This window comes from Massilia sp. 05N420 (genome assembly GCF_056397205.1).
The window spans coordinates 17551-44231 of sequence record NZ_JBFTMX010000034.1; the positions used below are offsets into that span (position 1 = coordinate 17551).

The window sequence follows — 26681 nt, forward strand, 5'->3', positions numbered from 1 at the left end:
CTGTCGCGTCAGCTTGCAAAACGCACGGCATGCCTTGTTTGAAACCTGTAAGATGCACACTTAGCGAAACCATGGTGGTTTTGCATGAGAAGGGATGATGCGAATTGAAGTCAAGATCTCCGGTGCCGATGGGCGCCCCGATGCGTGTCGACCTGCTCAACTGTGCAGATGAACCGATCCACATCCCGGGTTCGATCCAGCCGCACGGAGCACTGATCTTCTTCACCGCCGCCGGCGCGGTCGAAGGCTGGAGCGAAAACGCCCCCGCCGCCCTCGCCGCCCATCTCGAACTCGCCAAGCCCTTCGGCGAACTCGGCTTGCCGGCCGAAGTCACCGGGCTGATCCAGGAATCGCTGGACAGCGTGAGCGAGGGCGAGGCCATGCCGATGGTTGCCGCGATTACCGTCGGCGACAGCGAATACGACTGCGTGGTGCATGCCCACCAGGGCCGCGTGATCGCCGAGTTCGAGGCGCGCGAGGTCGCCGCCGACACCGTCGCCCAGTTCGCCATCAAGGCCCACTCCTCGATCGACCGCCTGCGCCGCCAGAAGAGCGTCGACGCCCTGCTGGACACCGCCGTGCGCCAGGTGCGCGAGTTCACCGGCTTCGACCGCGTGATGGCCTACCGCTTCCGCCCCGACGACAGCGGCGACGTGGTGGCCGAGGCGCGTCGCGACGACCTCACGCCCTACCTCGGCCAGCGCTATCCGGCCGGCGACATCCCGCCGCAGGCGCGCCGCCTGTACGTGCTGAACACCCTGCGCATGATCGCCGACGTCACCTATCACGCCGTGCCCCTGGTCGGCGCACCTGGCGCCGCGCCGCTGGACATGAGCTTCGCGCTGCTGCGCAGCGTCTCGCCGATCCACGTCGAGTACCTGCAGAACATGGGCGTGGGCGCCTCGATGAGCGTGTCGATCGTCATCAACGGCCGCCTGTGGGGCCTGCTCGCCTGCCACCACATGGGGCCGAAGCGCGTGCCCTACTCGATCCGTATGGCGGCCGACGTGCTGGCCCAGGTGATCGCGTCGACGATCCAGGGCCTGGAATCGCGCGAGGACGCCGAGCTGGTCGAGCGCGCCGCCAAGGTCCGCACCAGCCTGGTCGAATCGCTGCTGCTGGAAGAAGATCCGCTCGAAGCGCTGATCGAACACGCCGACGGCATGCTGGTGGCGGCGCGCGCCCAGGCCATGATCGCGACCCAGTTCGACCGCGTCGTCTGCCGCGGCATCGACCAGGCCAGCGGCGAGGCCATCGTCGCCACCCTGCCGGACGATGTCCACGAGCTGCTGGTGCGCYAGTGCGCCGCCGACTGGCCGGACACTGCGCGCGCCGGCCTCGGCAAATGGGCCGGCATGCTGGGCCTGCCCTACGACCCGCCCAGCAAGGGCTGGTGCCTGCTGCTGCGCCACGAGCAGATCGAGGAAGTCGCCTGGGGCGGCAAGCCGCACAAGAGCGGCCAGTTCGGCCCGATGGGCGAGCGCCTGACGCCGCGCGGCTCCTTCGACGCCTGGCATGAAACCGTGCGCGGCTGCGCCCACGAATGGGAAGATGGCGTCCTGATCCATGCCCGCATGACCCTGGGCGAACTGGCCCGGGTCTCGAACGCGCGCCGCGCCCAGACCGAAGCGACGCGCGCCCAGCTGCTGGCGATGCTGGGCCACGACCTGCGCGACCCTCTGCACTCGATCAACATGGCCGGCATCGTGCTGGAAAAGACCGACAGCGCCAGCAAGGGCGGCACCCTGGGACGCCGCATCCAGTCGTCCAGCAACCGCATGCAGCGCATGATCGGCCAGGTGCTGGACATGAGCCGCATCGACCGCGGCATGGGCCTCGGCGTGGCGCTGGAGCGGGTCGACCTGGCGGCGCTGGTCGAGGACATGGTCGAGGAGGCCCGCCTGGCCTACCCGACCATCGTCTACGAGCTGAAGATCGATGGCCCGGCCGTGGTCATGGCCGACAGCGGCCGCCTGGGCCAGGTGCTGTCCAACCTGCTGAGCAATGCGCGCCACCATGGCGAGCCGAATCAGCCGATCGAGATCCTGCTGCGCCGCGTCGACGGCCGGGCAGAGGTCTGCATCGCGAATGCCGGTGCGCCGATCCCGCACGAGATCGAGTCCGGCCTGTTCAATCCCTTCAAGCGCAGCTCGCTGAACAATCCGCGCAACCGCACCGGCATGGGCCTGGGCCTCTATATTGCCCAGCAGATCGTGCGCGAGCACCAGGGTGAGATCGCCTACCGCCACCAGGCCGGCGCCGGCGGCCAGGGCACCGGCGCGGTCACATTCACGGTGCACCTGCCGCTCGCAGCCCAGGAATAAGCCAATGTCGGGCTCGGCATGTTAGTCTAGCAACGTTGCCACTTGCCCACATTGCATGAGACTGGTCACCATTATCGAAATCACGGCGGTCCTGGTCGCCGCGTTCTCCGGCTTCATCGAAGCGAGGCGCAAGCGCATGGACCTGGTCGGCGTATTCACCGTCGCCTTCATCGCCGCATTCGGCGGCGGCACCCTGCGCGACATCCTGCTCGACCGAAGACCGCTGTTCTGGGTCCAGCACCAGGAGTACGCGATCCTGATCTTCGTACTGGCATTGGTGGCTTCGCCCCTGATGCGCACCCTGCGGCACATCGTTTCCGAACGCCTGATCGTGATCGCCGACGCCTTCGGGCTGGGATTGTTCTCGGTGGCGGGCGCATCGGCGGCGATGGAAGCGAATATGCCGCTGTTCATCGCCTCGATGATGGGGGTGATCACCGGGATCTTCGGCGGGGTGCTGCGCGACATCGTGTGCAACGAGGTGCCGATGGTCTTCCGCGACGGCAAGCCCTATGCGATCTGCGCCTTCCTCGGCAGCTGGATGTTCCTGCTGATGGGGATGTATGGCGTACCGCGCGAGTTCGCGCTGTGGTCGAGCGCCTTCTTCATCAGCGGCCTGCGCCTGCTGACCTGGAAGTTCAACCTGCAGGTGGGGCGCTGAGGCGGCTCAGATGACGGTGCCGATATGCTCGACCAGGGTCTCCAGCGACACCGGCTTGGGGAAGAAGCGGATGCCCTCCAGGGTCGGGCCGACCTCGATGGGATTTGCCGAAATCATGACCGCCGGCAGGGCGGGATCGATGGCGCGCAGGCGCAGCAGCAGCTCGGCGCCGTTCATGCCGGGCATCTTGTAGTCGGTGACCACCAGGTCGGGCCGGTCGGCCTCGAAGGCCGCCAGCGCCTGTTCTCCGCTGTAAGCCACCGACACCCGGTAACCCTTGATAGCCAGGTAGCGCTCGAACACGTACCCTACCGCTTCTTCATCGTCGACTACCAGGATATGCTTCACCGTAGACTCATCCGCATGCTGAATGGCCGCCCAGGCCAATGTGACATTTCAAAATGGAAATGTAACATGAGCCTGGTCTGAACGACAAGCGGATTTGATCGAATTGACGGAAGCAGGCTCAGACCGCGTCCGCGCCGGTTTCGCCGGTACGGATCCGGATCACCTGCTCGACTTCCTGCACGAAGATCTTGCCGTCGCCGATCTTGCCGGTGCGCGCGGCCTTGATGATGGCATCCACCACCTGCTCGGTCATCGAATCGTCGACCACCACCTCGATTTTTACTTTTGGCAAAAAATCGACCACGTACTCGGCGCCACGGTACAGCTCTGTATGGCCCTTCTGGCGGCCGAAGCCCTTCACCTCGGTCACGGTGAGGCCGGTGACGTTCACTTCCGCCAGCGCCTCGCGCACTTCGTCCAGCTTGAAGGGTTTGATTACGCAGGTAATCTGTTTCATGGGGTTTTCTCCTTTCAGGTTGATTCTTGGTCCGGGATGCGCGCCAGCTGCTCCATCCATACCGTGGCTTCGGAATCGCTCGGTGCCCGCCAGTCGCCGCGCGGCGACAGCGAACCGCCGTTGCCGACCTTCGGCCCGTTCGGCACGCAGGAGCGCTTGAACTGGCTGGTCTTGAAGAAGCGCCACAGGAAGATGCCCAGGTTCTTCTTGATCGCCGCCAGCCCGTATTCGTTGCGCGCCGGGCTGCCGCCTTCCGGCCATGGCCCCACGTTGCGGTCGTGCCAGGCGCTGTACGAGAGGAAGGCCACCTTGGTCGGCGCGAAACCGTAGCGCAGCGTGTAATACAGGTTGAAGTCCTGCAGCTCGTAGGGCCCGATGAAGTCTTCCGTCACCTGGGCCGGCTTGCCGGCCGGCGCGATGCCGGCCTGTTTGCCGGTACCGGTCTTGGCGGGCACCAGTTCCGGGCTGATCTCGGTTTCCAGCACCTTGATCAGGACGTCGGCGCCGTTCTCACCGATCTGCTGCGTGTCCGCCACCCAGCGCACCAGGTGGGAGATCAGCGTCTTCGGCACGCTGGCGTTCACGTTGTAGTGCGACATATGATCGCCCACGCCGTAGGTGCACCAGCCCAGCGCCAGCTCGGAGAGGTCGCCGGTGCCGATCACGATCGCATGGTGGTGGTTCGCCAGCCGGAACAGGTGGCTGGTGCGCTCGCCCGCCTGCACGTTCTCGAAGGTGACGTCGTATTCTTCCCTGCCCTCGGCATAGGGATGGCCGAGGTCCTTCAGCATCTGGATGCAGCTCGGGCGGATGTCGATTTCGTGGGCGGTGGCGCCAACCACTTCCATCAGCTGGCGCGCTTGCCGGAGGGTCCGTTCGCTGGTGGCGAAGCCGGGCATCGTATAGGCCAGGATGTTCGAGCGCGGCAGGCCGAGGCGGTCCATGGCCTTGGCGCAGACCAGCAGCGCATGGGTCGAATCGAGGCCGCCCGAGATGCCGATCACGACCTTCTGGTGGCCGGACGACTGCAGGCGTTGCAGCAGGGCCTGGACCTGGATGTTGTAGACCTCGGTGCAGCGCTCGTCGCGGCGTTTGCCGTCCGCCGGCACATAGGGGAAGCGCTCGATGGTGCGCGCCAGCGGCAGGTCTTTGTCGAGCGGCAGCGCGAGGGCGAAACGCGTGCTGCGGAAGCGCTCGACCTCCGCCGCATGCCGGCGCACCGACTGCGCGAAGGTGGTCGTGTGCATGCGGTCCAGCGACAGGCGTTCGAGATCGACGTCGGCGAAGATCAGGTGCGAGTCCTGCAGGAAGCGCGGCGACTGGGCCAGCAGGTCGCCCTTCTCGTAGATCAGGGACTGGCCGTCCCAGGACATGTCGGTGGTCGATTCGCCCAGGCCGGCCGAGGTGTACAGATAGGCCGCCAGGCAGCGCGCCGATTGCTGGCTGACCAGCTGGTGGCGGTAGCCGCTCTTGCCCACCACCACGTTCGAGGCCGACAGGTTGACCAGCACGGTGGCGCCGGCCAGGGCCGCGAAGGACGACGGCGGCACCGGCACCCAGACGTCTTCGCAGATCTCGACGTGGAAGCGGAACAGCGGCACACCCTCGAGCTCGAAGATCTGCTCCGGACCGAAGGGCACGTCCTGGCCCAGCAGCGTGATGCGGTCGGCCGCCGCGTTGTCCGCCGCGCTGAACTGCCGGCTTTCGTAAAATTCGCCATAATTGGGCAGGTAGCTTTTCGGCACCACGCCCAGGATGTGGCCGCCGGCCACCACCACCGCGCAATTGAACAGCACGTGGTTCAGGCGCAGCGGCGCCCCGACCACCATGGCCAGCGGCAACTCGCGCGAGGCCTCGACCAGCTGCCGCAAGGCGTCGAGCACGGCGTCGAGCAGGGCGCGCTGGTGGAACAGGTCGTCGCAGGTATAGGCGGACAGGCCCAGTTCCGGGAAGGCGGCCAGCACGGCGCCCTGGTCTGCCGCTTCGCGCGCCAGGCGCAGCGTTTCCTGGACGTTGAAGGCGGGGTCGGCCACGCGGCAACGCGGACTGGCGACTGCCACGCGCGCGAAATCGTGCGAGTACAGGTTGAAGAATCGCTTATCCATTGAAGTCAGCTTTTCATATTCGGAAGTCATCTTGAATTATCGCACGCATATCGCTTCCTCTCTGTCAGAGATCGGCCAGGGGGCCTGGGACAGCCTGCTGGCCCGGCAAGACAACCCCAATCCCTTTCTTTCCTACGCCTTCCTGCACGCCCTGCACGAATCCGGCAGCGCCACGCCGGAAACGGGCTGGCAGCCGCAATTCATCGCCCTCTACGACGATGACGAACTCGCCGCCGCCCTGCCCCTCTACGTGAAGGGACACTCCTACGGCGAATACGTGTTCGACTGGGCCTGGGCCGACGCCTACCAGCGCAACGGCCTGGATTACTATCCCAAGCTGCTGTCGGCGATTCCGTTCACGCCGGTGACGGGACCGCGCCTGCTGGCCCGCGACGACGCCGCCCGCGCGGCCCTGGTCGAGGTGCTGCGCGCGACCCAGCAGGCCGCCGATGTCTCCTCGACCCATATCCTGTTCCCGCCGGACGAGCAGGCCAGGCAGCTGGCGGACGCAGGCTACCTGCTGCGCAGCGGCGTGCAGTTCCACTGGATGAACGCCGGCTACGCGAACTTCGAGGAATTCCTGGCGACCCTGGAGCAAAAGAAGCGCAAGAACATCCGGGCCGAGCGGCGCAAGGTGGCCGAAGCGGGCATCACGATGCGCCGGGTGCGCGGCGTCGACGCGCTTGACGAGGACTGGCGCTTCTTCACGCGCTGCTACCGCCACACCTATGCCGAGCATTTCTCGAAGCCCTACCTGAACCTGGATTTCTTCCGCCGCATCGGGCGCGAGATGCCGGGCAATCTGCTGCTCGTCATCGCCGAGCGCGACGGCAACCCGATCGCCGCCTCGCTGGTCGTGCATGACGAGACCACGCTGTACGGCCGCTACTGGGGGGCGCTCGAACACGTGCCCTGCCTGCACTTCGAGACCGCCTATTACCAGCCGCTCGAATTCTGCATCGAGCAGGGCATCCAGGTGTTCGAGGGCGGGGCCCAGGGCGAGCACAAGATGGCGCGTGGCTTCCTGCCGACCCGCACCTGGTCGGCGCACTGGCTGGCGCATCCCTCGTTTGCCGATGCGGTCGAGCGCTTCCTGGAAAGGGAAAGCGGCGGGATCGACGACTATATCGATGAGTTAAACGATCGCAATCCCTTCAAGCCCGGAACATTTGCACAAACCTAACGGAACGCGGCGTCAAGCCGCGCGGTGCTAAGCTTCCCTCATTCCTGGCAAACGCAAGGAGAGAGCATGCCGGACCGAGCCGCAGAAGTGGTGGTGATCACCGGCGCGAGCGCGGGCATCGGCCGCGCCGCGGTACGGGAATTTGGCCGCCATGGCGCCATGATCGCCCTGATCGCACGCGAGCCCGAACGCCTGGAAGCGGCCAGGAGCAAGGCCGAACGCCGGGGCTCCCCGCGCGCCATCGCGATTCCCGTCGACACCTCCGCCCTCGCCTACCGCTCGATTCCCCTGCAATCGCCGTATTGCGGCGCCAGGTCCGTCAGCCCGGAATTCTGGGCGGCGAAGCACCGCGGCTGGCTGTGGGGCGCCGCCGCGCCGGGCGTGGGCCTGCCTGGATTGAGCAAAAGGAGGAAAGGATGAGCAAGACCGTCGGTGATTTCTTCGTCGAACGCCTGTACGACTGGGGCGTACGCACCATCTTCGGCTATCCCGGGGACGGCATCAACGGGGTGCTGGGCGCCCTCCAGCGGTCCAGGCACAAGATCAGCTTCATCCAGGTGCGGCACGAGGAAATGGCGGCCTTCATGGCGTCCGCCCATGCCAAGTTCACCGGCCAGCCGGGCGTCTGCCTGTCGACCGGCGGCCCCGGCGCCGCCCACATGGTGACCGGCCTGTACGATGCCAAGATGGACCACATGCCGGTGCTGGCGATCTGCGGCCAGGCCCCGCGCACCGCGCGCGGCGCCCATTACACCCAGGAGCTGAACCTGGACCGCCTGTTCCAGGACGTTGCCGACTACGTCTACGAGGCCGAGGCCCCGTCGCAGGTGCGCCACCTGGTCGACCGTGCGATGCGCACGGTGCTCGGGCGCAACGGCGTCGGCGTGCTGATCCTTCCCGGCGACCTGCAGGAACTGCCTTACGAAGATCCGCCCCATAAACACGGCTCGGTCCGGTCCGGCATCGGCTACAGCAAGCCGCGCGTGGTGCCGCACGAGGCCGACCTGCGGCGCGCGGCCGAGGTCCTGAACGCCGGCAAGAAGGTCGCGATCCTGGTCGGCGCCGGCGCCCTGCGCGCCACCGACGAAGTCATCGCCGTGGCCGACCGCCTGCAGGCCGGTGCCGCCAAGGCCCTGCTCGGCAAGGGCGTCCTGCCCGACGAGCTGCCCTGGGTCACCGGCTCGATCGGCATCCTAGGCACCAAGGCCAGCTGGGACCTGATGACGCATTGCGACACCCTGCTCATGATCGGCAGCGGCTTCCCCTATGCCGAGTTCCTGCCGGAAGAAGGCAAGGCGCGCGCGGTCCAGATCGACATCGACCCGACCATGCTCAGCATCCGCTACCCGGCAGAGGTCAACCTGCATGGCGACAGCGCCGAGACCCTGCGCCTGCTGCTGCCCCTGCTGGAACAGAAGGCCGACGACTGGCGCCGCCACGTCGAGAGCGAAGTGGCGGACTCCTGGAAGCTGCTCGAGAACCGCGCCCTGCAGCCGGCCAATCCGATCAATCCGCAGCGCGTGGCCTGGGACCTGTCACCGCAGCTGCCCATCGACGCCATCGTCACCAGCGACTCCGGCTCCTGCGCCAACTGGTATGCGCGCGACCTGAAGGTGCGGCGCGGCCAGATGTTCTCGCTGTCCGGCGGCCTGGCCTCGATGGGCGCGGCGGTCCCGTACGCGATCGCGGCGAAGTTCGCGCACCCGGAGCGGCCGGTGATCGCCATGGTCGGCGACGGCGCCATGCAGATGAATAATATGGCCGAGCTGATCACGGTGGCCAAGTACTGGCGCCTGTGGAAGGATCCGCGCTGGATCGTCTGCGTCTTCAACAACGGCGACCTGAACCAGGTGACCTGGGAGCAGCGGGTGATGGAAGGCGATCCGAAATTCAATGCCACCCAGCAGATCCCCGACGTGCCCTACCACAAGTTCGGCGAGCTGATCGGCCTGAAGGGCATCTTTTGCGACAATCCGGAAGAAGTCCGCACCGCCTGGCGCGAAGCCCTGCACGCCGACCGTCCGGTGGTGCTGGAGTTCAGGACCGACCCCGAGGTGCCGCCGCTGCCCTCCCACATCACGCTGGAACAGGCCAAGGCCTTCATGGAAACCGTCGTCAAGGGCGATCCCAAGGAAGGCTCGATGCTGGCCGGGGTCGCGCGCCAGGTGCTGAGCGGCATCCTGCCCAAGGAAAAGCCGTGACCCGGCTGGCGCGCACAGAGTCCGGGCCGGGGGCGCGGGCGCTGGGCGCCGTCACCCTCGGCCTGGCCCTGGCGGCGGTGCTGGCGGCGCGCTCGCGGCCGCGTTCCGTGCGCCCGGTGCGCTCCCCGGCAGCGCCGCGCGCCGCCGACGCCGAAACCCGCGCCGCAGGCCAGCTCTACCTGTCCTCGGCGATGCTGGCCGCCTCGGTGCTGAGCGACAGCGCCCTCGAACACTATCGCGGCGGCTTCGACAACCCGGGCATGTTCGCGCCGCTGGCGAGCGCCACCCTGGTCCTGGCCGGCGCCTCGAAGGCGGCGCGGCAACCCGGCCGGCGCGTGGCCGCCCTGCCCTTCGGCGCCGCCTGCGCGATCGGCGTGGCGGGTCTGGGCTTTCACGTCTACAACGTGCTGCGCCGGCCCGGCGGCCTGTCCTGGGGCAATCTGTTCTATGCGGCGCCGGTCGGCGCGCCGGCGGCTTTGTCCCTGGCCGGCCTGCTCGGGCTGGCCGCGCGCGAGGTCGGGCGTGGCGAGCCGACCCTGGCCGGCATGCCGCGCGGCCGCGCCCTCGGCATGCTGGCGGCGGCCGGCCTGGCCGGCACCAGCATGGAAGCGGCACTGCTGCACTTCCGCGGCGCCTACCACAACCCGGCGATGTGGCTGCCGGTCGGCCTGCCGCCGGTCGGCGCCGCGCTGCTGGCAGCGGCGAGCGCGCCGGCGGCCCCGTCGCGCAGGCGTTCGCGCCTGGCACGCGGCTGGCTGGCCGCCACCGCCTGGCTGGGCGCTGGGGGCGTCGCCTTCCACGCCTTCGGGATCGCGCGCCAGATGGGCGGCTGGCGCAACTGGAGCCAGAACCTGCTGAGCGGCCCGCCGCTGCCGGCGCCGCCCAGCTTTTCCGCGCTGGCGCTGGCCGGACGCGCCGCCCTGGCGCTGCGCGCCCGCGAGCCGGCCTGGCGGGAGGCGGCATGAACACCAACGCCCGCTATCCCGGCTACGACGTGCTGGCCAAGTGGGACAGCCCTTCCTTCGACGACACCACCCGGCGCGTATTGGCCCAACGCCTGGGCCAGGTTCCACCGCGCCGCTTCCTGAGCGAAGCCGAGTGGGACTTGCTGGAAGCCGTCAACCGGCGCCTGCTGCCCCAGCCGGACCGCCCTGAACCGATCCCGATCACGCCCTGGATCGACGCCATGCTGCACGATAACGTCGGCGAAGGCTTCCGCCATCCGGACATGCCGCCGCTGCGCGAATGCTGGCGCCTGGGCCTCGCCGCCCTCGCCGACGAGGCCCGCTGCCGCCACGGCCGCGACTTCACGGCGCTCGATGCGGCCGAACAGGATGCCGTGCTGCAGGCGCTGGCGGACCAGGACGTGCGCTCGCCGCAATGGCAGGCCCTGCATCCGGAACGCTTCTTCACGCACTGGCTGCTCAAGACCGCGGCCGGCATCTATTACGCCCACCCCTGGTCCTGGAGCGAGATCGGGTTCGGCGGCCCGGCCAGCCCGCGCGGCTACGTGCGCCTCGGATTCGACAGCCGCGACCCATGGGAGGCGCGCGCACGCAAGGCGGAGGACCCGGGCTGATGGACTACCAGCCACGCACCGGACAAGGACGCGCGCCCGACGTGTTCGAACGCGGGGGCTGGATGCCGATGCGCGAGTACCGCGACGACGACGCCGTGGACTTCGCCATCGTCGGTGCCGGCGCCGGCGGCGGCACCCTCGCCTGCAAGCTGGCCGAGGCCGGCTTCTCGGTCGTCGTGCTGGAGGCCGGTCCGTTCTGGCGCCCGCTCGAGGATTTCGCCTCCGACGAGGAAGCCCAGCAGCAGCTGTACTGGCTGGACGAACGCCTGAGCTCCGGTGACGACCCGATCGCCCTCGGCGGCAATAATTCAGGCTGGGGCGTGGGCGGCTCGACGGTCCACTTCAGCATGATCTCGCTGCGCTTCCGGCCCGAGTGGTTCCGTTCGCGCAGCCTGCTCGGCTATGGCTTCGACTGGCCGCTCAGCTATGAGGAGATCGCGCCGTACTACGAGGAAGCCGAGCGCGCGCTGGCGATTGCCGGCCCGCTGCGCTATCCCTGGGGCCCGCCGCACCGTCGCTATCCCTACCGCGAGCACGAGATGAACGCCGCCGGCCTGGTGCTGGCGCGCGGCGCCGAGCGCATGGGCGTGGCCTGGTCGGCGGTGCCGCTGGCGACGGTGTCGGCGCCGCGCGGCAAGTCGCCGCCCTGCGTCTACCGCGGCTTCTGCAACTTCGGCTGCTCGACGAATGCCAAGCAGAGCGCGCTGGTGGTCTGGATCCCGCGCGCGCTGCGCGCCGGCGCCGAGGTGCGCGACCTCGCCATGGCCGGGCGCATCGAACTGGACGCGAATGGCCTGGCCAGCGGCGTGCATTACCGCCGCAGCGGGCAATGGCGCTTCCAGCGCGCGCGCAACGTGGTGGTGGCCGGCTACGCGATCGAGACCCCGCGCCTGCTGCTGAATTCGAGCTGCCCGTCCTTTCCCCAGGGCCTGGCCAACCGCTCTGGCCTGGTCGGCACCCACCTGACCACCCATGCGGGACCGGGCGTGTGGGCGCGCTTCGACGAGGAAATCCGCTGGAACAAGGGGCCGCCCAACATGGCCGTCTGCGAGCACTGGAATTACGCCGACGAAGGCAAGCACTTCGCCGGCGGCTATGCCTTCATGAGCCAGGGCCCGCTGCCGCGCGCCTGGGCCCAGCTGGTCGCCACCTCGCGCCAGCTGTGGGGCGCGCGGCTGCGCCAGGCCATGCTCGACTACAACTACATGAGCGGCCTGGTGGCGGTGGCCGAGACCGAACCGCGGCCCGGCAACCGCGTCATTCTGGCCGGCGAACGCGACCAGCATGGCCTGCCGATCGCCCACGTCGAATTCTCGTACTCCGACAATGACCGCCGCATGCAGGAACATGCCCGCCGCTACATGGGCCGGATGCTGGAAGCGGCGGGCGGCAAGGACCTGTGGACCAGCGAAGACACCAGCCACATCCTCGGCACCTGCCGCATGGGCTTCGATCCCGACACCAGCGTGGTCGACGCCGACGGGCGCAGCTGGGACGTGCGTAACCTGTGGGTCTGCGACGGCTCGCTGTTCCCGACCAGCGGCGGGGTCAACCCCTCGCTCACGATCCAGGCACTGGCCTGCCGCATCGGCGACCGCATCCGCATCCTGGCCGCCCGTGGAGAACTCTGACATGACCAAGCCATGAGCAAAATCGCCAGCATCTTCGACCTCGAAACCCTGGCCAGGTCCCGCCTGCCCGGCGTGCTGTTCGACTACATCCACGGCGGCAGCGAGCAGCAGCTGACCCTGCAGCGCAACCTGGACGACCTGCGCGCCCTGGCGCTGCGCCAGCACAGCCTGCGCAACGTGGCCAGGCGCGACACCGCCACCACCATGGCCGGCGACCCCGCCCGCATCCCGCTGGCGGTCGGGCCGAYCGGGCTGGCGGGGCTGATGTGGCCGAACGGCGAGTGCGAGGCGGCGCGCGCGGCGGCGGACTATGGCGTGCCCTACTGCCTGTCGACCTGCTCGATCAATTCGATCGAGGACGTGGCCGAGGCAAGCGGCAAGCCCTTCTGGTTCCAGCTCTACCTGATGAAGGATAAGAAGGTCAACGAAAGCCTGATCCGCCGCGCGCTGGAGGCCAACTGTTCGGCGCTGGTGCTGACCATCGACCTGCACACCCAGGGCAAGCGCTGGGCCGACGAGAAGGAAGGCCTGGGCGTGCCGCCGCGGCTGACGCCCAGGAACCTGATGGAGATGCTGACCCATCCACGCTGGCTGGCCGGCATGGCGGGAAGCCGCCGCCACACCTTCGGCAACCTCGAACACGAGATCAAGGAAGGCGGCTCGGTGGGCTCGCTGTCGAAGTGGATCGAAGCCCAGTTCGACCCGAGCTTCGACCTCGACACCGTGCGCTGGGTGCGCAAGGAATGGCCGCGCAAGCTGATCCTGAAGGGCGTGATGCATCCAGACGACGCGCGCAGCGCCCTCGACATCGGCGCCGACGCCATCGTCGTCTCCAACCACGGCGGGCGCCAGCTGGACAGCGCGCCCTCCTCGATCTCGGTGCTGCCGCAAATCGCGGAGGCGGTCGGCAGCCGCATCGAAGTGCTGTTCGACGGCGGCATCCGCACCGGCGGCGACATCGTCAAGGCCCTCGGCCTCGGCGCTTCAGCCTGCCTGAGTGGGCGCGCCTGCCTGTACGGCCTGTGCGCCAAGGGCCGCGACGGCGTCTACTGCGCGCTGCAGCTGTTCGAGCAGGAGCTGCAGGACTGCATGATGCTGTCCGGGCTGTCCAGCGTCTCGGAGGTCCCTCCCGGCGTCGTCACCCCGCAGCCGCCGCTCGGAGGACGCCGATGACGGCGCCACCCTCCTCTTTCAAGTTCGCCAGCGGGATCGAAAACAGCAGCCCCACCATCGGCCACGGCCGCATCCGCCGCGACCAGATGGAGGAATGCGGCCATTACACCCATTGGCGCACCGACTTCGCGCTGGCGGCCGGGCTCGGCATCCGCACCCTGCGCTACGGCGTGCCCCTGCACCGCAGCTGGCTGGCCCCACAGCGCTACGACTGGGATTTCGCCGACCAGGCCTTCGCCGAGCTGCGCCGCCTCGGCATCGAGCCGATCGCCGACCTCTGCCACTTCGGCGTGCCGGACTGGATCGGCAATTTCCAGAATCCGGATTTCCCCGAGCTGTTCGCGCGCTATGCCGCCGATTTCGCCCAGCGCTATCCCTGGATCCACATGTTCACGCCGGTCAACGAGATGTATGTGTGCGCGCGTTTCTCCGCCCTCTATGGCCTGTGGAACGAAGAGCTGAGCGACGAGCATGCCTACGTCACCGCCATCAAGCACCTGGTCAAGGCCAACCTGCTGGCCATGCATGCGATCCGCGCCCTGCGTCCCGGTACCCGCTTCATCCAGAGCGAGTCCAGCGAATACTTCCACGCCACCGAGCCGGACGCCGAACCGATCGCCGAGACGCGCAACCTGCGGCGCTTCCTTACCCTCGACCTCAATTACGGGCGCGAGCTGGAACCCGCTCTGCGCGGCTTCGTGCTGGACAACGGCATGAGCGAGGAAGAGCTGCGCTTCTTCGAGAACCATGCGCTGCGCAAGCATTGCATCCTCGGCACCGATTACTACCGCTCGAACGAGCACCACGTCGAGGCCGACGGCGGCATGCATCCGGTCGACGAACTGCTGGGCTATGCGGTGATCGCCCGCGAATACGCCGAGCGCTACCGCCTGCCCCTGATGCATACCGAGACCAACCGCGACCAGGGACCGCAGGGCACTGAAGCCTGCGCCTGGCTGGCCAGGCAATGGGCGCTGGTGCGCGGCCTGATGCGGGCCGGGGTCGCGGTGACGGGCTTCACCTGGTATTCGGTCACCGACCAGGTCGACTGGGACATCGAACTGCGCGAGCAGCGCGGCGTGGTCAATCCGCGCGGGCTGTTCGACCTGGACCGCAAGATCCGGCCGGTCGGCAAAGCCTACCGCAAGCTGATCGCCGACTGGGCGGTCCGCCTGGACGCCTGAAACCGGACCCGGGCCGGATCAGCGTCCCAGGCGCGGCGCCACCGTGGATGGATGCTGCCAGGGCGCCTGCACCTCGCTGCGGGTGGCGTAGTCGGTGCCGGACAGGATGAACAGCAGGGCGAGCGTGGCCAGCCCCGCCAGCGCCGTCAGGCGCAGCAGCGGGTGGGTCACCCGCAGGCGCATGAAGACCAGGCCCACCAGCACCACCTTGACCGTGGCGACCGCCAGTCCGATCGCCGTATTGATCCAGCCCAGCTGCAGCCAGGACGYGCCGGCGCTGATCGCCAGCAGGACCAGCAAGGCCAGCCAGGTCAGGACCGGGGGACGGCGAAGGATACGGGTATCGCGCTCCATGCTAGCCTCCCGCCCTGCCGACCAGGTAGAGCAGCGGATACAGGAAGATCCAGACCACGTCGACGAAGTGCCAGTACAGGCCCGCGTATTCGATCGCATCGGCGGATACCCCCACTGGCGGCGGATGGCGCAACCGCCAGGCCATCGCCAGGCACACCAGGATGCCGATCGTCAGGTGGACCGCATGCAGCCCGGTAAGGACGAAATACAGGATGAAGAAGAGCTGCATGCCGGGCATCTCCTGCAGCCGGCCGCCCTGCTCCGGCCGGAAGCCGGGACCGGGGAAGAGCTTGTCCAGGAAATCATTGTGGTATTCCCAGCCCTTCAGCACCAGGAAGACGAGGCCCAGCGCCGCAACCGCCCACAACAGCCGCATGGCGCGCCGCCGCCGGCCGCTTTCCGCGGCATTGCCCGCCAGCGCCATCAGGAAGCTGCTGGTCAGCAGCACCGCGGTGTTGGCGGTGCCGAGCAGGTAGTCGGTATGGCGGCTGGCGGCGGCGCTGGCCTCGGGATAGTGAACCCGCAGGTAGAGGTAGCCGAACAGCAGCGGCCCGAAGAACAGCAGTTCGCTGGCGATGAACACCCACATGCCGAAGGTGCCGGCGAAGGATTGTTGCTCGCGGCTGGTGAACTGCTCGGCGTGGGGCTGCTTGACCGTAGTCATGGGATTCAATCGGTATGGTAGGCGTAGGGGCCGCGCGCCACCACCGGCGGCTGGGCGAAGTTGTGGACGGGCGGCGGCGATGCCGCCTGCCATTCGAGCCCGGTGGCCTGCCAGGGATTCGGCGGCGCCGGCCGGCCATAGCGCAGCGACCAGGCCAGGTAGCCCAGCGGCAGCAGGTAGCCGATCGCCAGCGTGACCGCGCCGGCCGAGGACAGCACGTGCAGCATCTGGAACTCCTCCGGATAGCTGTGGTAGCGGCGCGGCATGCCTGCATAGCCGAGCAGGTATTGCGGGAAGAAGGTCAGGTTGAAGCCGGCGAAGATCACCACCGCCGCCAGCCTGCCCCAGGCCTCCGAGTACATGCGTCCCGTAATCTTCGGCCACCAGAAGTGGATGCCGCCCAGGTAGGCCATCACCGAGCCGCCGACCATGATGTAGTGGAAGTGGGCGACCACGAAATAGGTATCGGACAGGTGGACGTCGAGGGCCAGCGCGGCCAGGAACAGCCCGGTCAGGCCGCCGATTGTGAACAGGCCGACGAAGCCGAACGCGTACAGCATCGGCGCGCTGAAGCTGATGCGGCCCTTGTACAGGGTGGCGGTCCAGTTGAAGACCTTGATCGCGGACGGCACCGCGACCATGAAGGACAGCAGCGAGAACACCATGCCCGCATACACCGACTGGCCGCTGACGAACATGTGGTGGCCCCAGACCAGGAAGCCGATCACGCCGATGGCCAGGATCGCATAGGCCATGAAGCGGTAGCCGAACACGGGCCGGCGCGCGAAACAGGGAATGATCTCGCTGGCCACGCCCATCGCCGGCAGCACCATGATGTACACCGCCGGGTGCGAGTAGAACCAGAACAGGTGCTGGAACAGCAGCGGGTCGCCGCCCAGCGCGGGGTCGAAGATCCCGACCTGGAACAGGCGCTCGACGGCCACCAGCACCAGGGTCATGGCCAGCACCGGCGTGGCCAGCACCAGGATCAGCGAAGTGGCGTAGTTGGCCCACACGAACAGCGGCAGCCGGAACCAGCCCATGCCGGGCGCCCGCATGGTGTGCACCGTGACGATGAAGTTCAGCCCCGTCAGGATCGAGGAAAAGCCGACCACCAGCACCCCGGTCAGGGCCAGCACCACGTGCGAGTTCGAGAACATGGTCGAGAACGGGGTGTAGAAGGTCCAGCCGGTGTCGACGCCGCCGGCCAGCAGCGCCCACAGGACGATCGCGCCGCCAGCGATGTACAGGTACCAGCTGGCCAGGTTCAGGCGCGGGAAAGCGAGGTCGCGCGCGCCGATCATCATCGGCATCAGGAAGTTGCCGAGCACCGAGGGAATCGAGGGAATCAGGAACAGCCATACCATGATCACGCCGTGGGCGGTGAACAGCTTGTTGTAGGTGTCGGCGCTGACCAGGTCGCCCTGCGGCGTGGCCAGCTCCAGGCGGATCAGGGCCGCCGCGATCCCGCCCAGGAAGAAGAACAGCGTGATCGACACCGCATACAGCAGCGCGATGCGCTTGTGGTCGCGCGTGCCCAGCCAGGAGCCCAGGGTCCAGCCTTCCGACAGGTAGCTGCGGCCGGCCCGGGTGTCGTCTTCCTCGATCAGGCTAAGGTCGCTCTGTGGACGGGTCATGTCCGCTCTCCCTGATGTATTCGATGATCGCCAGCAGGTCCTCCTCGCCGATCTGGCCGGCGAACGAGGGCATGATGGGTTCGTAGCCCGCCACCACGTCCTTGCGCGGCAGGTAGATGGAATCGCGCACGTAGGCTTCGTCGGCGATGATCTCGCGGCCGTCCTGCAGGTGCACGCGGCGTCCCAGCAGGTTCGTCAGGTCGGGCGCGTGCACGCTCGAGCCGGCGGCGTGGCAGCCGCTGCAGCCGTACTGGCGGAACAGCGCGAAGCCGCGCGCGGCCATGCCGGGCTGGCGCGGGCCCTCGGCCAGCCAGCGTCCGTACTCGGCGGGCGGCAGCACCACGATCTTCCCCGTCATCATGGCATGCTCGGTGCCGCAGTACTCGGCGCAGAACAGCTCGTATTCGCCGGCCTTGCTGGGCGTGAAGCCGATCGAGGTGTAACGCCCCGGCACCGCGTCCTGCTTGATGCGAAAGGCCGGCACGAAGAAGCTGTGGATCACGTCCTGCGAGGTCAGCACCAGGCGTACCGGCCGCCCCAGCGGCAGGTGCAACTGGCCCACTTCGCGCCGGCCGTTGCGGTGCTCGGCCTTCCACATCCACTGCTTGGCCACCACGAAGACGGGCGTGGCGGCGGGATCCGGGCGGTACAGGGCGGCATAGTCGATCGCGCCCCAGGCGTACAGGCCGAGGAAGAGCAGCATCGGGATCGCGGTCCAGGCGATTTCCACGGGCAGGTCCCTGGACGGCACGTGGCTGCGGTCGGCCTTGGAGCGGACGCGGTAGCGCACGCAGAACACGATCATCATGACCAGCACGCCCAGCGCCACCGCGCCGGTCAGCAGCAGCAGGCACAGCGCCAGGCTGTCGAGGCGGGTGGCGGACGCGGCGCCGTCGGCCGGCAACAGGTGGAAAGGCACCGTCATGGCCTGCCCTCCTTCGTGGCATCGAAGCCGCGCCGGCGCCACAGCCAGCCGCCCAGGCCCAGCAAGGCCAACAGCACGCCGGTCCTCACCGCCGCCATCGCCGCGCCGCTGTTCCTGCCGAGCGCCGGGTCGTAATGGGTGCACAGCATCAGCATGCGCTCGCCGAGGGAGGTAGCGCCGCTGCCGCTATTGCTGCCGATACCTCCATCGCGAGCCGCCTGCAGCGCCGTGCGCAGGGCGGCCGGATCGAAGCGCACGCCGGGGAAATATTGCGTGACGCGCCCGCCGGCATCGACCACCACGAAGCCGGCGGCATGGGCAAATTCCCCCGTCTTCTGGTCGCGCGGCGCACGGTAGCCCAGCGCCGCCTCGATCTGCGCCAGCGCCGGCGCGTCGGCGGTCAGCATGCGCAGGTCGGCCGCGCCGCCGGGCAGCAGGGAAGCATAGGCCTGGCGTTTGGAGCTTGCTGCCTGGGCGCCGTCGCGCGGGTCGATCGAGAAGCCGACCAGGCGGTAGCTGCCGGCCGCCATCCCGCCCAGCGAGAGGGCCTGCAGCACGCCCTCGAACAGGGTGCTGCACAGGTTCGGACAGCTGTAGTAGCCCGGCACCAGCACCACCGGCGCGGCGCCGAACAGCTCGCCCAGGCGGAGCGGCCGGCCGGCTTCGTCGCGCAGCATGGCGTCGAGCGGCAGGCGGGTGCCGATCGCCGGCGAAAAATCCGCCGCCGGCTGGGCCGGCAGGCGCAGGGCCTGGGCGCCGGCCGTCCCCCGGCACAGCGCCAGCATGAAGCAGGCCGCCACCAGCAGCCGTAGCAAGCGTAACAAGCGGATCATGGCTTGCGCTCCTGCTGGCGGCGCGCCGCCATCAGCCGTATCGCCTCGTCCAGCGGAATGTGGGCGACGCCGGCCTGGCGGTCGACCCAGCCGTAACTGCCGAGGCGCTTCTCTTTTTCCGCGAAGTAAGCCGCACGCTCGTCCTGCGGCGCCGGCTGCAGGCGCGGCGCCGGGATCGCGGCCGGCGGCTGCGCCGTGTTCGCCACCGGACCGAGTCTGTGCAGCAGCCACCACGAGCCCGCCACCGCGAACACGATGCCGCCCGCGATCGCCAGCGCCCCGCGCCGGATCGCGCGGACGTGGATGCCGCTGTCTTCGCTCTCAGGCATGGGCCGCCCTCCTCTTCGTCTCCGCGCCGCGCCAGGCCAGCCAGGCCAGCAGGACGCCGGCCAGCACCGGCAGCGGCGCCAGCCACGTCCAGTGATCCGTCAGGCCCGTCACCGAGGGCAGCACCAGCCACCAGCAATCGAGCAGGTGGACCGCCAGCAGCAGCGCGGCCAGTCCCCCCATCATCGTCGGCGCCTGCTTGGCATGGCGCGACAGCAGGATCAGCAGCGGCCCCGCGAAGTGCACGACGGCCAGGGTCCAGGCCACCGCCTTCCAGCCCGGCGTGGCGCGCAGCAGGTACCAGGAGATCTCGCGCGGCAGGTCGGCCGACCAGATGATCAGGAACTGCACATAGGCCAGGTAGGCCCAGGTCAGCACATACATCATCAGCAGGTTGCCGAAGTCCGGCAGGCGCTGGCGCGCGGCCTCCCTGTCGATCAGCAGCACCGCCAGCGCCAGCCCGCTCAGCATCTGGCCGGTGCCGGTCAGCCAGCCGAACACGCTCGAATACCATTCCGGCCGCAGCGACATCAGCCAGTCGACCGACGCCAGTCCGCTCGAGAAGACGAAGGCCAGCAGGCAGGCGGCGGCGCGGCCACCCGAACGGTGGCGGGCGCGCAATTCGATCCAGGCCAGCGCGCTCCACAGCAGCAGGTATGCCAGGCTGCGCGCCACGAAGAAGCCGGGGCTCAGCCACAGCTTGCGGAAGGGAGTTGCCGGCTCCACCGGCCCGGCGCCGGCCCAGGGATAGAGCAGATGCATGCCGGCCAGYACCGGCAGGAACAGCAGGCAGGCCAGCGGCAACCAGCGCGCCGCGCGCAGCAGCGGCGTGCGGATGAGCTCGCCCCAGTCGCCGCCGGTGAGCTGGTGCAGCCAGACATTCGCCAGGCCGCCCAGCAGCGCGCCGGTGACGAACCACCACAGCACCAGGTAGCCCGCCAGCAGCGCGCGCAGGTCGATGCGCCAGCCGATCAGGGCCAGCACGGCGGCCATCACTACGGCGGCGATCGCGAGCACGGTGCGGCTCATGGCGTAGCTCCGGCTGCGGCGGCAGTTTCGGGTTGCGCGTCCAGCTTCGCCCGGATATCCGGCGGCAGGCCGTCGGCCGGCGCGTTCTGGCTCAGCTGCAGGGCGCGGATGAAGGCCACGATGGCCCAGCGGTCGGCCGGTTCGATGCGGTCGGCATAAGGCACCATCACGCCGTAGCCGTTCGTGATCACGTCGTAGATGTGGCGGTCCGGGGCTTCGCGCAGGCGCGGCTGGTGATAGGTCGGCGGCGCCGGAAAGCCGCGCCGCACCACCAGGCCGTCCCCGTCGCCCACCGGGCTGTGGCAGGGCAGGCAGTAGATCATGTAGCGCTCGCGGCCCCGCTCCAGCAGGCGCAGGTCGACCGGATAGGGATTCGTCTGCGCGGTCTCGGCGGCGATGTCTTCCTGCACGGCGGTGCCGCCTTTGCGCCCGCCGGTGCTGTCGGAAAAGGCGCCGCGGGCGCGCGGCTGGGTGCCGGCCGGCGGCATGCGCGCCGAGGCGCCGTCCGGGAACAGGGTGCTGGCGGCGAAGGTCTTGTAGCGCGGCTGGTCGTACATGTCCTGCCTGGCCCGTTCGCAAGCAGCCAGCAAGACCAGCGGCAACAGGAGGCCGGGCAGGAATCTCATGCCGGCACCTCGCGCAGCAGCATGGGATGCAGGCCTTCCAGCAGATCGCGCGCCGGGCCCGGCGCGAACACCGGGTCGTGGGCGGGCAGGCAGAGGAAGAAGCGGTTGCGGCTGGCCAGCTCGAATTCCTCGACCTCGAACAGCGGATGATAGAGCTGCGGCAGGCCGTTCTGGATCAGCATGGCCAGCACCGCCGCCACCGCCGCGCCCAGGATGGTCAGCTCGAAGGTCGGCGGAATGAAGGATGGCCAGGAGTGCAGCGGCCGGCCGCCGATATTGATCGGGTAGTCGATCACGGCCGCATACCACTGCAGGAAATAGGTGGCCGCGCCGCCCAGCACGCCGCCGATCAGGGTCGCCGGCGCGACCCAGCTGCGCCGGGTGCCGAGCAGCTCTTCGAGGCCCTCGACCGGGAACGGGCTGTAGGCTTCGGCCTGGGTGTAGCCGTGCGCCCTCGCCTCCTTCGCCGCCGCGCACAGGCTGTCCGCGTTGGGGAATTCGGCCAGCAGGCCGTACACTGCCCGGCTCGGTTTTTGCCTCATTTCTTGCCCTCCGCGGTGTCGCGCACCAGCTCGCGCATCTCGGCCATCGAGATCAGGGGCAGGAAGCGCACGAACAGCAGGAACAGCCAGACGAAGAAGGCGATCGAACCGAACAGCGTGATCCAGTCCCAGCGGGTCGGGTAGAACATGCCCCAGCTCGATGGCAGGAAGTCCCGGTGCAGCGAGGAGACCACGATCAGGAAGCGCTCCATCCACATGCCGCAGTTGATCGCGAGGCTGAGCAGGAACAGGGCCGGCACGCTTTGGCGCACGCGCCGCCACCACAGGATCTGCGGCAGCACGATATTACAGGTCAGCATGCTCCAGTAGACCGGCGCATACGGCCCCACCCAGCGGTTGATCGTCATGTAGGTTTCGTACTTGTCGCCGCTGTAGAAGGCGGTGAAGATCTCGGACAGGTAGCCGTAGCCCACCATCCAGCTGGTCGCCAGCAGCACCTTGGCGGCATTCGCCAGGTGGCGTCCGGTGATGAAGTCCTGCAGCCCGAAGGCCGCGCGCAGCGGAATCGCCAGGGTCAGCACCATCGCGAAGCCCGAGAACAACGCCCCGGCCACGAAATAAGGCGGGAACACGGTCGAGTGGTAGCCGGGCGTGTTCCCGACCGCGAAGTCGAGCGACACGATGGTGTGCACCGACACCACCAGCGGCGTCGCCAGCCCCGCCAGCAGCAGGTAGGCTTTCTCGAAGCGCGCCCAATGCCGGGCATCAAAGCGCCAGCCCAGGGCCAGCAGGCCGTAGGCGACCTGGGCCCCGCGCTGCCCGCGCGCGCCGGCGCGGTCGCGCAGGGTGGCCAGGTCGGGAATCAGGCCCACGTACCAGAACATCAGCGACACCAGCAGGTAGGTGGCGATCGCGAAGAAGTCCCACACCAGCGGGCTGCGCCACTGCGGCCACACGTTCATCACGTTCGGATAGGGCACGATCCAGTAGAAGAACCAGGGCCGGCCCAGGTGCAGGATCGGGAACAGGCCGGCGATGCTGGCCGCGAACAGGGTCATGGCCTCGGCGAAGCGGTTGATCGAGGTCCGCCAGCGCTGGCGCAGCAGGAGCAGGACGGCCGAGATGAAGGTGCCGGCGTGGCCGATCCCGATCCACCAGACGAAGTTCCCGATCGCGAAGCCCCAGGCCACCGGGATGTCGACGCCCCAGATGCCGATGCCCTTCGCCAGCAGCCAGCTGACCGCCACCAGCAGCGCCATCACGCCGGCCGAGGCGACGAGGAAGGCGCTCCACCACTTCCAGCCGAACGTTCCGGACAGGACGATGCCGGCGATCTTGTCGCTGACGTCGGCATAGCCCCAGCCGGCGCGCAGTTCCGGGGTGTCGCGGGACCTGGGCTGCGGCGCGCTCATTCCAGCTCCGGGTCGGGGTTGATCAGGCGCGTGGTGTAGCTGGTGCGCGGCCGGGTGTTCAGTTCCTGCAGCAGGGCGTAGTCGAAGGGCGAGGACTTGGCCGCCAGGACGTCGCTGCGCGGGTCGTTCAGGTCGCCGAAGTGGATCGCCGTCGTCGGGCAGGCCGCCTGGCAGGCGGTGACGACTTCGCCATCGGCAATGCGGCGGCCCTGCTTCTCGGCGTCGATGCGGGCGCGCGTGATGCGCTGCAGGCAGTAGCTGCATTTTTCCATGACCCCGCGCCGGCGCACCGTCACTTCCGGGTTCTGCAGCGCCTTCAGGCTCTCGAGCTTCTGGTTCGAATACTGCAGAAAGTTGAAGCGGCGGACCTTGTAGGGGCAGTTGTTCGAGCAGAAGCGGGTGCCGATGCAGCGGTTGTAGACCTGGACGTTCAGGCCTTCGTCGTCGTGCACGGTGGCGCCGACCGGGCACACCTCTTCGCAGGGCGCATGCTCGCAATGCATGCAGGGCACCGGCTGGAACAAGGTGCGCGCACCGAGACGGTAGCGGTCGACCCGGATCCAGTGCATGCTGCGGCCGCGCATCACCTCTTCCTTGCCGACCACCGGGATATTGTTCTCGGCCTGGCAGGCGACGGTGCAGGCGGCGCAGCCGATGCAGGCGTTGAGGTCGATCGCCATGCCCCATTTGTACTCGTCGTAGCGGTACTCCGGATACAGCGAGGTCTTGCCGCCCTCTTGCTCTTCGCGGTTCTTCGGCGCGGCTTTCGCCCCGGCCTGCGCCACTTTCACCGGATCGCGCCCGTGCATGTCGACCTCGCGCTGGCGCAGCGCGAACACATGGCCGCCCATGGTGGCATCGAGCCGCAGCGGCACCGGTCCGCCCAGCGCGGCCTGGGGACGCAGGCGGTAGGCGTCGAAGCCGACCGCATTGCCGACCGAGCCGGCGCCGCTGCGCCCATAGCCGAGCGGCAGCGTGACCACGCCCTCGGCCTGCTCCGCCAGCACCATCACCGGCGCCTCGATGCTGCGGCCGTCCACCGTCAGCCGGGCCACGCCGCCATCGAGGAGGCCGGCGCGCCTGGCGGTGTCGGGACCGATCAGGGCGGCGTTATCCCAGGTGAGCGAGGTCAGCGGCCGCGGCAGCTCCTGCAGCCAGGCGTTGTTGCAGAACTCGCCGCCATCGACGGCCGGATCGGGCACGAAGCGCGCCACCAGCGGCGGCGTTTCCAGCTTCGGCATGTCCACCGGCGGCACCTCGCGCACCGTCACCTCCGGCGCGGCGCTGCCCTCGACCAGGCCGCGGCGCAGGGCTTCGCGCCAGAAGGCGTCGAAGGCCGGGCCGGCCAGTTCGGGACGCGCGGCCTGCCAGACGGCGCGCGCCAGCACCAGGCCGTCGCGGCTGCCCTCGCCCAGCAGGGTCGCCAGCACCGTGTGCGCGGAGCGGCCGCCATACAGGGGCGCGATCAGCGGCTGCACGATGCTGGCCGTTCCGTCATGGGCGCGGGCATCGCTCCAGGCTTCGTAACCGTGCGCCAGCGGCAGGTGCCAGCCGGCCTCGCGCGCGGTCTCGTCGCGGTAGAGCCCGAGGTGGACGCTCAGCGGTACGCGGCGCAGGGCATGGGCGAAGCCGAGCGCGGGCGGTGCGGTATAGACCGGGTTCGTGTCCAGCATCAAGAGGGTGTCGACCCTGCCGGCCTGCATGTCGGCCGCCAGTCCGGCCAGCGTGGCGCCATGCTCGGGCGCGCCGAGCGCCACCCGCTCGATATGGGCGACGGGCCCCTGCTGCCCGCCCAGGCGCTGGTTGAGCAGATGGGCCAGGGCGCGGCCGGCCGGACTCAAACTCGGTCCGGCCACCACCAGCGCATGGCCGCGCGCCCCGCGCAGCGCCATCGCCACCGCCGTCTCCCAGCGCGCGACGGCGGGATCCGGCGCGGTGCCGCCGCCGGGCGCCGCTTCCAGCAGGCCGGCGATACGCCACAGCGAGGCCTCGATCTCGTGCGGCGCCCGCGCCAGGCGCTCGTCGGCGTAGGCGCCGGTGAGGGTCGGCGTAGACTCCATCGCGTACAGGCGGTTGGCGGCGACGCTGGCGCCCAGCCGGCGCGGCGCGGTGAAGGCGCGCGCATGCGCCAGGCTGCCGCCCCGCCCGCCCTCGGCGCCGAACAGGTCGGCGTCCAGGGTCAGGAGCACGGCCACCTTGTCGAGCCGGTACAGGGTGTCGAGCGGACGCCCGAAGGCCAGGCTGGAGGCGGCCGCGGCGCCGTCGTCGTGCAACGGATCCCAGGCGTGCCAGCGCATCGCCGGATACTTCTTCTGCAGCGCCGCCAGCTGGGCCGCCAGGGTCGGCGAGGTGGCCGGGCCGCTCAGCACGCGCAGGCCGGCGCCGCCGTCGCGCGCGAACCGCGGGCGGCGCGCTTCCAGGGCCGCCTCGAAGGCCGACCAGCTCGACAGCTCCGTACCCTGCTGCACCGTCTGCGAACGGTCCGGGTCCCACATCTGCAGGATCGAGGCCTGGGCGAAGACGTCGGTGGCGCCGCCGCTGACGGGATGCTCGGGATTGCCCTCGACCTTGGTCGGCCGGCCCATATTGGTCTCGACCAGCACGCCGTGGGCGAAGCCGCGCCGGACGAAGGCGGTGGCGTAGAACAGCGGCAGTCCCGGCACGTCCTGCTCCGGCATCCGCACATAGGGCACGATGGCCTCGGGCGGCGGCCCGCTGCAGCCGGCGCCGGCCAGCGCCGCGGAAGCCGCCATCAGCTTCAGGAAGCGGCGCCGCGACGGCTCGTCCCGGCCGTGATCATGATCGTGATCGTGATCGTGGCCGTGGCCGTGGATGGGGATGACGGGATGGCCGGTTCTTTTCATCGGTGGCAGGTCGAACAGTTGGTCAGCGCATTCGTGCTGCGCAGGCGGTACAGGCGGTCGAGCTGGCGGACTTCCTCCGGCGTCAGCGGCCGCTGCGGCGCCATCGACAGCACCTTGCTGAGCGGGCGGACGTGCTGCGGCGCGGTGCGGTGGCAACCCAGGCACCACTGCATTTCGAGGGTGGCGGTGCGCCAGGTCAGCGGCATCTGGTCGACGCGGCCGTGGCATTCGACGCAGGCGACGCCCTTGTTCACGTGGATATCGTGTGGGAAATAGACGAAGTCGGGCAGGTCGTGCACCCTCACCCAGTGGATCGGCCGGCCGCTGCGCGCGCTCTCGTGCAGCGGGGCCAGCGCGGGCGAATCGAGGAAAAGCTGCGAGTGGCAGCTCAGGCAGATGCCGGTCGAGGGCATGCCGGCGAAACCGGATTTTTCGACCGAGGTGTGGCAATAGCGGCAATCGATGCCGTCGTCGCCGGCGTGGTGCTTGTGGCTGAAGGCGATCGGCTGGTTGACCGGTTCGTAGATGCCGTTACGCGGCGTCATCTCCCAACGCGCCACCGCCACCGCCGCCACGGCGATGCCGAGGATGAGCAGTAAAGCCAGTTTGACGACCAGCACGGCAGGCTTGGAAAACGGCGGCGCCATTGGATTGCTTATCA

General features: G+C 68.9%; 25 protein-coding genes. 10 read left to right on the plus strand and 15 right to left on the minus strand.

Annotated elements, in window-relative coordinates; all coding sequences use genetic code 11:
• The first annotated feature begins 104 nt into the window (after positions 1 to 104).
• Together AC1DIX_RS20010 and AC1DIX_RS20015 are read left to right on the plus strand one after the other, a co-directional pair.
• Positions 105 to 2324, plus strand: coding sequence for an ATP-binding protein (locus AC1DIX_RS20010; RefSeq protein WP_477326787.1), 2220 nt, complete (start codon positions 105 to 107; stop codon positions 2322 to 2324).
• Between the two features lie 55 nt (positions 2325 to 2379).
• Positions 2380 to 2985: a trimeric intracellular cation channel family protein gene (locus tag AC1DIX_RS20015; RefSeq protein WP_477326789.1), complete on the plus strand. Its 606-nt coding sequence runs from the start codon at positions 2380 to 2382 to the stop codon at positions 2983 to 2985.
• A 6-nt stretch (positions 2986 to 2991) separates the two neighbouring features.
• Here AC1DIX_RS20015 and AC1DIX_RS20020 read toward each other — a convergent pair whose 3' ends face one another.
• The 3 genes from AC1DIX_RS20020 to AC1DIX_RS20030 all read right to left on the minus strand — a co-directional run bounded on the left by AC1DIX_RS20020 (position 2992) and on the right by AC1DIX_RS20030 (position 5895).
• The gene (locus AC1DIX_RS20020) at positions 2992 to 3333 is read right to left on the minus strand and encodes a response regulator (protein WP_477326791.1); all 342 of its coding nucleotides are present in this window, start codon (positions 3331 to 3333) and stop codon (positions 2992 to 2994) included.
• Positions 3334 to 3451: 118 nt separating this feature from the next.
• Positions 3452 to 3790, minus strand: a complete 339-nt coding sequence (locus AC1DIX_RS20025) for a P-II family nitrogen regulator (protein WP_477250644.1) — start codon at positions 3788 to 3790, stop codon at positions 3452 to 3454.
• A gap of 14 nt (positions 3791 to 3804) precedes the next feature.
• Positions 3805 to 5895 (minus strand): NAD(+) synthase, encoded by a 2091-nt coding sequence (locus tag AC1DIX_RS20030; protein WP_477326793.1) that lies wholly within the window; start codon positions 5893 to 5895, stop codon positions 3805 to 3807.
• A gap of 31 nt (positions 5896 to 5926) precedes the next feature.
• On the opposite strand from AC1DIX_RS20030, the gene AC1DIX_RS20035 reads away from it, so the two are divergent.
• The 8 genes from AC1DIX_RS20035 (at position 5927) to AC1DIX_RS20070 (ending at position 14846) form a co-directional block, all read left to right on the plus strand.
• Positions 5927 to 7078, plus strand: a complete 1152-nt coding sequence (locus AC1DIX_RS20035) for a GNAT family N-acetyltransferase (protein ID WP_477250643.1) — start codon at positions 5927 to 5929, stop codon at positions 7076 to 7078.
• A gap of 66 nt (positions 7079 to 7144) precedes the next feature.
• The gene (locus tag AC1DIX_RS20040) at positions 7145 to 7498 is read left to right on the plus strand and encodes an SDR family NAD(P)-dependent oxidoreductase (RefSeq protein WP_477326795.1); all 354 of its coding nucleotides are present in this window, start codon (positions 7145 to 7147) and stop codon (positions 7496 to 7498) included.
• Positions 7495 to 9279, plus strand: a complete 1785-nt coding sequence (locus AC1DIX_RS20045) for a thiamine pyrophosphate-requiring protein (RefSeq protein WP_477326797.1) — start codon at positions 7495 to 7497, stop codon at positions 9277 to 9279. Before AC1DIX_RS20040 ends, AC1DIX_RS20045 begins: the two co-directional genes overlap by 4 nt.
• A gap of 68 nt (positions 9280 to 9347) precedes the next feature.
• Positions 9348 to 10244 (plus strand): hypothetical protein, encoded by an 897-nt coding sequence (locus AC1DIX_RS20050; protein WP_477250737.1) that lies wholly within the window; start codon positions 9348 to 9350, stop codon positions 10242 to 10244.
• Positions 10241 to 10858, plus strand: coding sequence for a gluconate 2-dehydrogenase subunit 3 family protein (locus AC1DIX_RS20055; protein WP_477326799.1), 618 nt, complete (start codon positions 10241 to 10243; stop codon positions 10856 to 10858). The genes AC1DIX_RS20050 and AC1DIX_RS20055 overlap by 4 nt, the downstream gene beginning before the upstream one ends.
• Positions 10858 to 12489: a GMC family oxidoreductase gene (locus AC1DIX_RS20060; protein ID WP_477326801.1), complete on the plus strand. Its 1632-nt coding sequence runs from the start codon at positions 10858 to 10860 to the stop codon at positions 12487 to 12489. Before AC1DIX_RS20055 ends, AC1DIX_RS20060 begins: the two co-directional genes overlap by 1 nt.
• A gap of 12 nt (positions 12490 to 12501) precedes the next feature.
• On the plus strand, positions 12502 to 13662 hold the full coding sequence (locus AC1DIX_RS20065) for an alpha-hydroxy acid oxidase (RefSeq protein WP_477326803.1): 1161 nt from the start codon (positions 12502 to 12504) through the stop codon (positions 13660 to 13662).
• The gene (locus AC1DIX_RS20070; protein ID WP_477326805.1) at positions 13659 to 14846 is read left to right on the plus strand and encodes a family 1 glycosylhydrolase; all 1188 of its coding nucleotides are present in this window, start codon (positions 13659 to 13661) and stop codon (positions 14844 to 14846) included. The genes AC1DIX_RS20065 and AC1DIX_RS20070 overlap by 4 nt, the downstream gene beginning before the upstream one ends.
• A gap of 18 nt (positions 14847 to 14864) precedes the next feature.
• Here the strand turns inward: AC1DIX_RS20070 and AC1DIX_RS20075 are convergent, their stop codons facing one another.
• The 12 genes from AC1DIX_RS20075 to AC1DIX_RS20130 are packed head-to-tail and all read right to left on the minus strand — an operon-like array spanning position 14865 to position 26667.
• Positions 14865 to 15200: a cytochrome C oxidase subunit IV family protein gene (locus tag AC1DIX_RS20075; protein WP_477326807.1), complete on the minus strand. Its 336-nt coding sequence runs from the start codon at positions 15198 to 15200 to the stop codon at positions 14865 to 14867.
• 1 nt (position 15201) lies between these two features.
• Positions 15202 to 15864 (minus strand): cytochrome c oxidase subunit 3 family protein, encoded by a 663-nt coding sequence (locus AC1DIX_RS20080; RefSeq protein WP_477326809.1) that lies wholly within the window; start codon positions 15862 to 15864, stop codon positions 15202 to 15204.
• Positions 15865 to 15869: 5 nt separating this feature from the next.
• Positions 15870 to 17501 carry a cytochrome c oxidase subunit I gene (ctaD, locus tag AC1DIX_RS20085; protein ID WP_477326811.1) on the minus strand — a complete coding sequence of 544 codons (1632 nt, stop codon included), beginning with the start codon at positions 17499 to 17501 and terminating at the stop codon, positions 15870 to 15872.
• Positions 17476 to 18426: a cytochrome c oxidase subunit II gene (coxB, locus tag AC1DIX_RS20090; protein ID WP_477326813.1), complete on the minus strand. Its 951-nt coding sequence runs from the start codon at positions 18424 to 18426 to the stop codon at positions 17476 to 17478. Before coxB ends, ctaD begins: the two co-directional genes overlap by 26 nt.
• Positions 18423 to 19259, minus strand: a complete 837-nt coding sequence (locus tag AC1DIX_RS20095) for an SCO family protein (protein WP_477326815.1) — start codon at positions 19257 to 19259, stop codon at positions 18423 to 18425. The genes coxB and AC1DIX_RS20095 overlap by 4 nt, the downstream gene beginning before the upstream one ends.
• The gene (locus AC1DIX_RS20100) at positions 19256 to 19588 is read right to left on the minus strand and encodes a hypothetical protein (RefSeq protein ID WP_477326817.1); all 333 of its coding nucleotides are present in this window, start codon (positions 19586 to 19588) and stop codon (positions 19256 to 19258) included. Before AC1DIX_RS20100 ends, AC1DIX_RS20095 begins: the two co-directional genes overlap by 4 nt.
• Positions 19581 to 20615, minus strand: a complete 1035-nt coding sequence (locus AC1DIX_RS20105; protein WP_477326819.1) for a hypothetical protein — start codon at positions 20613 to 20615, stop codon at positions 19581 to 19583. The genes AC1DIX_RS20100 and AC1DIX_RS20105 overlap by 8 nt, the downstream gene beginning before the upstream one ends.
• Positions 20612 to 21241, minus strand: coding sequence for a c-type cytochrome (locus tag AC1DIX_RS20110; RefSeq protein WP_477326821.1), 630 nt, complete (start codon positions 21239 to 21241; stop codon positions 20612 to 20614). Before AC1DIX_RS20110 ends, AC1DIX_RS20105 begins: the two co-directional genes overlap by 4 nt.
• Positions 21238 to 21783, minus strand: coding sequence for a DUF3341 domain-containing protein (locus AC1DIX_RS20115; protein WP_477326823.1), 546 nt, complete (start codon positions 21781 to 21783; stop codon positions 21238 to 21240). Before AC1DIX_RS20115 ends, AC1DIX_RS20110 begins: the two co-directional genes overlap by 4 nt.
• Complete coding sequence (gene nrfD, locus AC1DIX_RS20120) at positions 21780 to 23156, minus strand: NrfD/PsrC family molybdoenzyme membrane anchor subunit (protein WP_477250631.1); 1377 nt, start codon at positions 23154 to 23156, stop codon at positions 21780 to 21782. The genes AC1DIX_RS20115 and nrfD overlap by 4 nt, the downstream gene beginning before the upstream one ends.
• Positions 23153 to 26020, minus strand: coding sequence for a 4Fe-4S dicluster domain-containing protein (locus tag AC1DIX_RS20125; RefSeq protein ID WP_477326825.1), 2868 nt, complete (start codon positions 26018 to 26020; stop codon positions 23153 to 23155). The genes nrfD and AC1DIX_RS20125 overlap by 4 nt, the downstream gene beginning before the upstream one ends.
• Complete coding sequence (locus tag AC1DIX_RS20130; RefSeq protein ID WP_477326827.1) at positions 26017 to 26667, minus strand: cytochrome c3 family protein; 651 nt, start codon at positions 26665 to 26667, stop codon at positions 26017 to 26019. Before AC1DIX_RS20130 ends, AC1DIX_RS20125 begins: the two co-directional genes overlap by 4 nt.
• Between the last annotated feature and the right edge of the window lie 14 nt (positions 26668 to 26681).